The sequence below is a fragment of the Ensifer sp. 4252 genome, assembly GCF_050434565.1.
Classification (GTDB): domain Bacteria; phylum Pseudomonadota; class Alphaproteobacteria; order Rhizobiales; family Rhizobiaceae; genus Ensifer.
In genome coordinates, this window is the sequence record NZ_JBNDIU010000058.1 from 1 (window position 1) to 9,178 (window position 9,178).

7 protein-coding genes and 1 pseudogene are annotated in these 9,178 nt (G+C 54.8%); 1 reads left to right on the forward strand and 7 read right to left on the reverse strand.

From position 1 onward, the window contains the following. Window positions 1–676: 676 nt before the first annotated feature. The 5 genes from ABIE33_RS35855 to ABIE33_RS35875 all read right to left on the reverse strand — a co-directional run bounded on the left by ABIE33_RS35855 (window position 677) and on the right by ABIE33_RS35875 (window position 5,789). A complete protein-coding gene (locus ABIE33_RS35855; RefSeq protein ID WP_429133868.1) occupies window positions 677–1,741 on the reverse strand; it encodes a trypsin-like peptidase domain-containing protein in 1,065 nt (354 codons plus the stop codon). 100 nt (window positions 1,742–1,841) lie between these two features. Beyond that, window positions 1,842–2,600 carry a TIGR02391 family protein gene (locus ABIE33_RS35860; RefSeq protein ID WP_429133870.1) on the reverse strand — a complete coding sequence of 253 codons (759 nt, stop codon included), beginning with the start codon at window positions 2,598–2,600 and terminating at the stop codon, window positions 1,842–1,844. A 176-nt stretch (window positions 2,601–2,776) separates the two neighbouring features. Further along, window positions 2,777–3,547 (reverse strand): hypothetical protein, encoded by a 771-nt coding sequence (locus tag ABIE33_RS35865; RefSeq protein WP_429133872.1) that lies wholly within the window; start codon window positions 3,545–3,547, stop codon window positions 2,777–2,779. 194 nt (window positions 3,548–3,741) lie between these two features. Further along, window positions 3,742–4,689 carry a hypothetical protein gene (locus ABIE33_RS35870; protein WP_429133874.1) on the reverse strand — a complete coding sequence of 316 codons (948 nt, stop codon included), beginning with the start codon at window positions 4,687–4,689 and terminating at the stop codon, window positions 3,742–3,744. A gap of 167 nt (window positions 4,690–4,856) precedes the next feature. After that, on the reverse strand, window positions 4,857–5,789 hold the full coding sequence (locus tag ABIE33_RS35875) for an FRG domain-containing protein (RefSeq protein WP_429133876.1): 933 nt from the start codon (window positions 5,787–5,789) through the stop codon (window positions 4,857–4,859). A gap of 304 nt (window positions 5,790–6,093) precedes the next feature. Between ABIE33_RS35875 and ABIE33_RS35880 the strand changes: the two genes are divergently transcribed. Beyond that, complete coding sequence (locus ABIE33_RS35880; RefSeq protein ID WP_429133877.1) at window positions 6,094–6,789, forward strand: hypothetical protein; 696 nt, start codon at window positions 6,094–6,096, stop codon at window positions 6,787–6,789. A gap of 202 nt (window positions 6,790–6,991) precedes the next feature. Here ABIE33_RS35880 and ABIE33_RS35885 read toward each other — a convergent pair whose 3' ends face one another. Together ABIE33_RS35885 and ABIE33_RS35890 are read right to left on the reverse strand one after the other, a co-directional pair. Continuing rightward, window positions 6,992–7,906 carry a nucleotidyltransferase and HEPN domain-containing protein gene (locus ABIE33_RS35885; protein ID WP_429133879.1) on the reverse strand — a complete coding sequence of 305 codons (915 nt, stop codon included), beginning with the start codon at window positions 7,904–7,906 and terminating at the stop codon, window positions 6,992–6,994. Window positions 7,907–7,933: 27 nt separating this feature from the next. Beyond that, window positions 7,934–9,036 (reverse strand): annotated as a pseudogene (locus tag ABIE33_RS35890) (type IV secretory system conjugative DNA transfer family protein); the annotation flags it as partial. Between the last annotated feature and the right edge of the window lie 142 nt (window positions 9,037–9,178).

Genomic DNA, 9,178 nt, shown 5'->3' on the forward strand with positions numbered 1-9,178 from the left:
GGGCGGAGCTTTCCATTGAGCTGAAGAAGCCCGGCGTGACACTGCTGATCCTGTGGGAAGAATATCGCAGCGTCCATCCCGATGGTTATGGTTATTGTGTCCGGCATGAGATTGGAATACCTGTCCGACTTCAGATTGGAATAGCCGTCCGGCATCACCGGAATACGCATCACATTAGCTGTGTTCCGGCTGAAGCAGCTCCAGAGGACACGCGGCGCGCCTGCGGAACGCTTCGCACTTCTAGATTCTGATCAGGCCGACCGCGACCCTATGCGCGCCGAACTAGCGGGTAAGCTTGCCGCGGACAACAACATTACGATCCTCTGGCAACGGCCCTGCTTTGAGGCAGTGCTTCTACGTCACCTGGCAGGAAAGACGGCCAATCGCCCACTCGACACCCCGGGCGCAATCAGGGCGCTCGAAAAGGAATGGCCGGCGTACCGAAAACCCATGTCACGCGTGGACTTGGCCCGCAGACTTGATCTAGATGGCGTCCTTCGTGCGGCAAGCGTAGAGGCCGAACTGCGCGACCTGCTACGAAGCGTCGGACTGTTGTAGCAAAAGGGCGCGCTCGGCTTTCATGCTCAGCTCGGCGCTTCATCACACGTGATCATGGAAGCCGAGGCGTGCATTCCACAGAACATGTCCGAGAACCTCGATACCTTCGTGAAAGCCTCTAGAGACCAGCGCCGTGGACTTGAGCCATCCCCTCATTTCCTTCCCGCAGCAAACTCCGCAGTGAGCGACCTTGAACCTCTGGTTCATCCATCGGCAGGTCCATCGCGGGACCTAGCATCGAGCCGTAGGCATGCTCCTCTCCTGAGAAGCTTCGGCTTACAACACCACGAATGACCGCGCCCCGTGCACCAAAAATGGGAGCGCCGCTCATTTTGCCCGGAACTCGGGCGTTCAAATCGAAGCAGGGTCCAGGTGTTGATACTTCCTTTACGATGTGGTTCTGGGGGAATGTCTGCAGGATGTTACCGGCAGTTACGAAGAGGTTCAGCCGAAAATCGTCATCAACAATCCGGCCGGTGGCTGGATTGATCTCAATGTCCGGCATCTCAGCATACCCGAGTGCGTAAGCATCCTCCCCTGGCGTGAATGCGTTCAGAGACATGTTCAGCGGCTGATGGGCTTGGCCGCCCGGCATCTGGGGTATCTTGCATACAGCGACGTCAGTTAGGTGCTCCCAGCGATCATCGTCGTACAGAAGCGGACTTTGCTTCCAATCGCCCCAAGCCCACATTTTTTCGAAAGGAAAGAACCTAAAGGCCTTTTGTAGATAACCCCCTCTGCCTTGCATCCAATAGGGTATAAAGACCCCGAAATTCAGTTGGTCGCGATGCTGTACTACTCGGCCGACACGCACTGCCCCGTAGCCCGCTTCCAAAGGATCAAGCAGCACATGCGCAGCTGTGATCAGGTAGCCTGTGCAGCTAATTATGGATGCAGTTCCTATGCATCGGATCGCGCTTTCACCTTCCAGCCACGCCACCACGGGAACAATGCTCTGCTGCATCAAGAATTCAGTGGTTCCAAAGAGGGAGAGAACGTCGTTAAATCGGCCATTCGGATTGTTCGTCAAAACCTCCACGTTGCCCTGCAAAAGAAAATACCGCTGATCGTCTTCCGCCTTCGAGGCAAGGGTAAGCCCTTTGACGTTGTCTATAGACCACCGCCCGTCGGGGCGATTCACCCAAACGGATTTTAGTATCTGAAGCGGGAATTCAATCGCCATATTGCTGATCTCTACTGGGGATCATCTGAAAGATGGGGCCTCCGAACTACTTCTCTCTAGCAGCATCGAGAATAGACGCGACGTGCTGGGACGAGACTCATCAGGCCATATCATTCAATGCGGCAACGCGCGCATCGACGATTTTCATAAGGTGATTGGCCAACATGATGATCTCCACTGCCTCCGCAGGATCCTCCATGTTCACATCACGATGCGAGTTAGGGTTTTTGTAGGATCCGATGGCACCCGTGAAAAGCTCCATACGTGCGGTCCGTTCGCCGGCTTCAGCCGTAGTATCCGTCAACGCGCCACCTTCAGGGCGGAAGGCATCACGCATCAGCCGGACACCGATTTGATCATTCCCGGAATTGGCCGCTTCTCGAACGTAAACCTCGACCGCTTTCATAGCCTGGAAGACCGCGCTGTCGTACTCGCCGCGAACAAACGACGACCAAACCAGATCAGCGAAGCGCGCGTGCAGGATGTCCTTTGGTAGCAGACGCGAGACCTGGTGCGCGGCGAAAGCGCGTTCATCTTCAAAGGCCTGGCCGCGTCGGCTTACGATCGAGAACCCGTTTTGGCCATTGCTATCCGGTGTGGGGATAAGCATTCCCTGGGCGATCAGCCAATACCATGCCTCTGTAATCGCCACTTTAATCGGCTCGGCGCGTTGAACCGGCCACGGAGCGTCGCTGCCGAAATGGCCGTTTACCTCATTCAGGGCGTTGCCGAGATGAACACTTCGCGCGCCATTGGCCAACCTTCGCCTAAGGACGAATAGAAGCTTTCCCGCAAGTTCCTCCGGCTCCAATTCCAGCAACAGATCGGCGTCAGGAATCTCAGCGGCAAGGTCTTTCATGCTTTTCTCCAGACTGATGACAAGGGATATGATCAGGGCTAGTGGTCGCGCATTCAGTGCGGGCTGACCTTGGAAGATTGCCTCGCAATCGCTCTGATATCTTCAAGCATGTTCGAAATCTGCTCATCACGTTGGCGGAGCGCCTGTGCCACGCGGTCGGCTGAAGCATGATTGGTTTACGATAATTCCCGTAGGAGCCGATCGTTTGCTACACGGTCTTCTGCTTGGCGATCAATGATCTGTCGCGCCAAACTTTCTAGTTTCGCCGGTGTTTCATCGGGCCAGAAGTGGTCGATCGCCATTGGAATGAAAGGTGTGACGACGGAAATGAATAGGGCGAGAATAGCCACGCGAACCGCGCTTCTTGCGGATCGGTCCGTCTGCTCGGAAGCCTTATCAAATTTTTCTAGGAAATGCGCTGCGTGCCCCTGAATATCATTGGCGATGTTCGCGGCGCCTGACATGACCGTCAGCATCTGTTCAAACTTTGCTTCGATATCCTCGAGCTTCTTATTGGTGTTTAGGATGGGGTTCGGCGGAATGGTCGGCAGACGCTTTGGTTTGACTTCAATTTCCGTGGGGAAACCGGTCGGCGAGCGCATGGCGTTGATACGGCTACGTTGTGCCTCCAGGTCACTGTAGAGCTTTTGCATGCCCCCCAACGGACCGATTGCGTCCTCCATGCGTTTTCGATGCTGCTCTATCTTGTCGAGAACTTTTCCCACCTCGGCCGGAGGTCGAGTCAGCTCCCTGATTCTGCGCTGTTCTTCTTCAATTTGGCGCGTCAGTAGATCGCTCGGCCCTGGGCTATGGAAGGCATCGAACTTCTTGGCGGCAGCGCCGGTACGATCCTCTAAGTCCGATATATCCAACGGCTCTGTGCTTTTAAGATCCGACAACTTCACTTTATAAGGCGTCTTGCCTTCAACCGGATCATCTTCGCTCATGGGAGTTCCTACGCATCGTCGCGACTAAGCCGCCATCCAATGTAAATATGGGCGAGCTCTAAGCTCATGCCAGCAATGTAGTCGTGATTTGGCGGTTGGAGGTGCTCGCGACCGACGCAAGCGGCTAATCGCGATAGCCTGCCCGCCGTCTTCGCGCTTCGACGATCCAACCCGCCTGGGTGGGGGATGGGCATTCAGAGCGCCAACGCAGCGAGGAACATTATCCCACCTTCTACACGCTGGCGGATATTCAGAAGCTTCGTGAATCCATGCTTGCCCGCTGCTCCATGCGTGGCTTCATTGAACACTTTGAATAGTTGTAGGATATCGTCGATATCTCTTTCAACGAAGCCGAGCATTTCAGGAGAATCCGCCCCTTTTTTCTTGAGCAGGTAACGGATTTTCGCCCTTCGTGACGGAGTGCCCTGCGGCGTCTTCTCGCAGCCGCCATCTGACTCCAACACATCGTCATTGTTGGCCCACTTGTCGAGAATTTCGGTGAAGATCTCTCGGACGCTTGTGCAGAAATGGCGTGCGGCGTCTGTATTCGCCGGGTTGAGGGCGAAAATGGCCCCCCTCCAGCGATCACATAGATCTTCGGAAAAGCCCTCCAGATATTCAATGATTCCTGAGTCGGGGATCACCTCAGGCACGACCGGAGCTTCCGAATTGAAGGCTTCCGCTACCGCAATGCTATTCGCAGCTTCCCGCTCGGAAAGTGTGAGCAGGTCCGAGACAGCGGTATTGTGCTTAGCCTCGCGTTCGACCCTCTCGAAACGATCGTAGATATCGTAAGTAGATTGGCTGACCTCGATATACCGGCTCGAGCTGCTGCCGCTTTTAAGCGTGGCAATTTGCCTTGCTAGATCATGCCGCTCTTTGCGCGCGTTTGCATTGTGGGTTCTCACGGCCTGATTATACTTGCGGACCGCACTCTGGGTATTCTGGTTGTGTTGACGGATCGCGCGGTTGTATTCGTCCACGACCCGCTTGTTGTGCCGGTTAACGCGATCAACCTCGGCATTGTATTCCCGCACAGCCTTTTGAGCGGCCGCGCGGTTTGCCCTGTTTACTCGATCGACCTCGGCGTTATAGCGCCTGACCATGGCATTGTACTGAGCTGGCGTCACCTTGCGGACCATATTGTGCCCCAGAACCGGATTGCTACAATTCAAAGTAGGTGTTGGGGAAAGCTGAAACAAGTAGCGGATGCTTTGTCCACAGCTAAGAATCAATTTTCTTCACGTGTATATCCCTTTGCCTTTGAAAATATAAAAATAAACTCTTTTATCGACGTAAGGACAAACCGTTAGTTGGTTTTCTCAAAAAAGTTGGCGAAAATGCCGCCGAAAAGATCTTCTATGTTTGACGACCGCTCATTTTCCCATTTTCGTTTAATATACCTCGATGTGTACTCAATCTCCGGGAACATTGATCGAGAGTTAATGTTCAGGATATCAAGTTCTTTAAGAATGTCCGGCTTTGCGGGCGCGGGGACATTTATGACTGATTGTTGGAACGAAACTATGTTCTCAGTTGACTTGTACGAGAGCAGCCCTGCGGCGACGAAGGCACCAGACTGCGCGGTCACTCTCTTGTTTGCCTTAGACGGATAAACGAAGAAATATTTGCGGAAGTCGGCCGATCGCATCTTGTTAAGAAAGTAGGGCTTCTCCATGCGCACGAAGTGAGCTAGTCGCTCAGCGCTAGGAAGCTTTTGAAATTCTTCGTCGGGCAGCTTTCTGTTCAAACCCGCAGTTTTCAGCTCCTGTCTTTCCTCGTCTGTCAAGCGACAGAGATTACATATTAGGCTGACCGTGTCGCTGTCCGGATAGCGTACGTTCGTCTTTCTGAAATCCAAGATGAGAACTTTACCGTCGTGCTCCATTTGGGGTTCGTCGGAGCACGCGAAATAGAGAGCAACCAATGGGTTAAGGGAAACATCGAGAAGGCGCGTGGGCAGGCCGTAGTGCTGGGCGCGTACTAGGCGTCCGAACATGCTTCGATCGTCTGCGAACTCGTTCGGTGCTTCTGCCATCAATTCGCTAAAGATGTTATTCTCGGCGTCCACGCGGAGGTTCCTCATCACTGAAGGCATTAGCCTCCAGCGCGCATCAGCCTCTCCTCTAAAACAGCGGACGCCTGCGGAGGGGGCTAGTCTGTAAATCTCAGTGAGAAATTGAGTTACGCTCTCGACGCCGGTCGGTTCTTTCTTCTTGGCCGCGCTGGGCTTGCTCTGCATTTCATTCCCCCCAAAACCTTGTAAGCAGACGCCGTTCTTGAGCGTAAGTAGTTCGTCCCGTCGTGTGTCTTCCAAGCGGCGCCCGATGGACGCTAAGATCGCGTGGTCGGGTAAATTATCCACTTACGATAGAGTGATGCTGATTGTATAAGTGGCGAATGCTTGTGAGGCGTCGCCTGTTGTCGAGGTGAAAACACTCGAGTATCGCATCGCGAAGAAGGCCAACGCTGGGCATATCATCTGTACTCGACGCGTACCGCCGGTTAGAACCGGCTGATCGTTTCATCGGTTCGCGAGGAGCTCCATGGACGTTAAATATTTCGCCGACCTGCGCACCAACTTCATCCGTATGTACTACCGCGAAGGACGTAAGCCGTTCGTTGAAATCCAGAGAGCAATTGACGAGGAAACGCCACCTTTTGACGAGCCGCCGCGCGGATACGACATGGAAAGCGGCGAACCGCCATATCTAACGGAATGGCTGCAGGCCGAGATGGCGCTAAACGTGCTGGGCTACTCATGTCTCTCGATGCTGTCGAACTCGCTCAAAATTGCCTTCATGAACTTCGAGCGCGAATTTGGATTCAGCCCGAGCGCCAAGGCGAAGAAGACCCTTTTCAAGCAAGGATTCGTCAACGGTTATAAAGGGGTCCTCTCCGAAGTTATCGACACCGACTGGAGCGACTGCCCCGCGGATCTTGCGATCATTGAGCAGGTGGTTCTGGCTCGCAACCTCACCCAGCACACGGACGACTACGCAGGTTTCGACGCATACTACGATGAGCCTACGATCCGTAAGCACCCGAGCCTCTTCTTTGTAGGTGGCGACAAGGAAGATCTTAACCCGGAGGATCCCGCTTCCTGGTTCGGGCGTCGCGTCGAAGTTGCCGAAGCGGATCTGTTCCGAGCCATTGAGGAGGTAGAGAAGCTCGTCGGGTACATCATCGGACGTGAAGGCAAAGCTTTCGAATGGCGAATGGGTCGACAGGAAAAATCCTAGTCTCGGCTTGCAGAAACTTCATCACTTGACCGGGATACTTCCAGGGGTCGGCCGCTCGCTGCAAACGATCACGTACAGTGACGGCGGGCCGGGCACTCCGCACGGCGGGTTGCTGTGATGTTCACGTTCTGTGCGGAAATGATCGCATAATGTATCGACTGGAAACGAACATCATCGCTCCGCTGAACGAACGCTGAGGCAGCTAGTTCTCGGAATTGGCCGCCCGTTCGAGCTCAGCAAGGTGTTCTGCGCAGATTGTTTTGACCAGATCGTAGAGAACCGAAGTTCGAGCGGTCAGCCATGTCACGGCCTCCTCGCTGACCTCGTAGTGTTCCGAGTAGCGGGCTTTCACATACGCTTCATTCAGCGTGTTGAACCATGACTGATAGCGATGTTGATCCCGGGGCCAGGCCTCCGTCAGGCGTACATCCTGACCCTCAGCCAGACCCCGAAGGAACTTTAGATTGTGGGAAGGAGGGCTGTAGTTCGTCAGGGTCAAAAGCAAGGTGGAATACGCTTGCTCGATGGCCTGGTGGAGCATGAATGCTGTACTTTTCGTGTTGTGTTTTTGTAGGGCGAAAAGCGTATGGTCGATAAAACTATCAACAATTTCGAGCCGAGTGGCGAAGTGTTTTTTTGCTACTTCGTAGATCTGCTGTGCAGTGAGTGGTTTCGGCGTGACGAGCGGTCGATCGTCGAATTCGTAGAGAACGATACCGTCACGTCTGATATCGCTGAAGAAATACTGTCCATCCCGTAGGAAGCTGTTCACTTCACGGACCCCGTGAACAATGATGCTAACCGGCGTTTGAATGGTTTTGTCCCACATCAGCCGGTCGGTGGCTTTATCCCAATATTGCGCCTCGGCGAGCTTCTTGCTGTTGACGATGACGAGGACGTCGAAATCCGAGCGATAGCCTTTCATCGTGTGCGGTTCATCGACCCAGGTGCCGCGGGCGTATGATCCGAACAGGATGATCTTAAAGATTCGGCCTTTCTGCTTGAACTCAGCTGTGCCGCCGCTGAGCTTGTCGGCGAATTCCTCGTGAATGATTTCAACGATGCGGGCGAGCTCGCGCTGTTTGCGCTCCGGCAGGTGTTCAAGGCTTGTTTTCATCTGTGATCCGCCCGTTCCAAGCTTCTTTTATCCTGCGTCATAGAGCCCTGTGAACTCTCGGTTTTGGTAGTAGACAAGCTTCTCGGCAATGATCGGCCGTTGTCCGGCGAGGAATAACAGTTCGGCGTTGGCGGGCAAGTTGCACACCTCATCCGGTGTCAGCAAGGCCCGGGCGATATGCTGCTCACTGTAGGAGATCCCCGATTTGTCGGAATCCAGCGCCTGGCCCATCGCCCGAAACACGACGGTTTCCTGTCCCAGCAGGTCGGAGATGAGCCGAGCGCTGTCACGATCGTTGACGCCGAAGACTTGAAGGACGCCGGCATTGGACAGGAAGGTACCGGCTCGTCGTCCATAGGTGGCGCGCAGTTGATGGATGTCCTGCAGGATTGGCCAGAGCTGGACGCCGTAGCCCGCCATCAGGCCCATGGCATGCTCGATAGGCGCGAGATGACCAAGGCTGGCAAACTCGTCGAGCAGATACAAAACCGGAGCGGAGGGTTTTGATGGCGTTCTTGCCAAGGCTGTGAGGCTCTGGGCCAACATTAGCCTCAGCCATCGATTGTAGCTGCCGAGGCGGTCTGGCGGCAGCACCAAGAATATCGTTCCAGGCTGGGCTTTCAAATCGCCGAACGCAAAATCGGATCGACCAAGAACCGCCGTGATGCGCGGGCTATCGAGAAAATGTGTGTGGCGCTGAGCAGCCGAGAGCACGCCGGACGCCTCGCGATCGGATTTTCCAAGGTGCCGGTTGGCGGCGCGGGCTATAAGTCCACCCGCCGCCTCATTGTCCTGCATTCGCCTGAGAAGGGCAGCAAAGGTTTCCGGCGGCAAGGCCAGATACTCCCGCAACGTCGAGAGGTTTCGCCGTGATGGCGATTCCTCTGCAACGATGTTGAGGATGAGACCGCGATCAGTGCCTTGGCTTCCTCGTTCCAATGGGCCTCCCCGGACATGGCGGGTTGGTCGCAGACAAGGGCATCGGCTAGCGTGCTGGCATCTTCCGCGACATCGAGGCCGTCACGGTCGAGAGCATCAAGGGGATTGAACGCGCCAGAAGGCTGTCCCGACACACCAAAAGGATCCAGCACATAGACCGGTCCGAACGGTTGGCGGTCCCGATCGAGTATGCCAACTCATTCGTCAGATCAGGATCGATCCTTGTCGACATAGGATTGTACCGAGTGCCGCGTGTCATCACCAGTAAAGGCCAAACGTTGTTGCTTGAAGGCGAGACGACCGCAGCGTAACCTCGTCCAATGCCGGACAATG

Coding starts and splice junctions, on each gene's coding strand:
- ABIE33_RS35855 (WP_429133868.1), bottom strand. CDS start 1,741: ATGGCGATTGAATTCCCGCTTCAGATACTAAAATCCGTTTGGGTGAAT.
- ABIE33_RS35860 (WP_429133870.1), bottom strand. CDS start 2,600: ATGAAAGACCTTGCCGCTGAGATTCCTGACGCCGATCTGTTGCTGGAA.
- ABIE33_RS35865 (WP_429133872.1), bottom strand. CDS start 3,547: ATGAGCGAAGATGATCCGGTTGAAGGCAAGACGCCTTATAAAGTGAAG.
- ABIE33_RS35870 (WP_429133874.1), bottom strand. CDS start 4,689: ATGGTCCGCAAGGTGACGCCAGCTCAGTACAATGCCATGGTCAGGCGC.
- ABIE33_RS35875 (WP_429133876.1), bottom strand. CDS start 5,789: ATGCAGAGCAAGCCCAGCGCGGCCAAGAAGAAAGAACCGACCGGCGTC.
- ABIE33_RS35880 (WP_429133877.1), top strand. CDS start 6,094: ATGGACGTTAAATATTTCGCCGACCTGCGCACCAACTTCATCCGTATG.
- ABIE33_RS35885 (WP_429133879.1), bottom strand. CDS start 7,906: ATGAAAACAAGCCTTGAACACCTGCCGGAGCGCAAACAGCGCGAGCTC.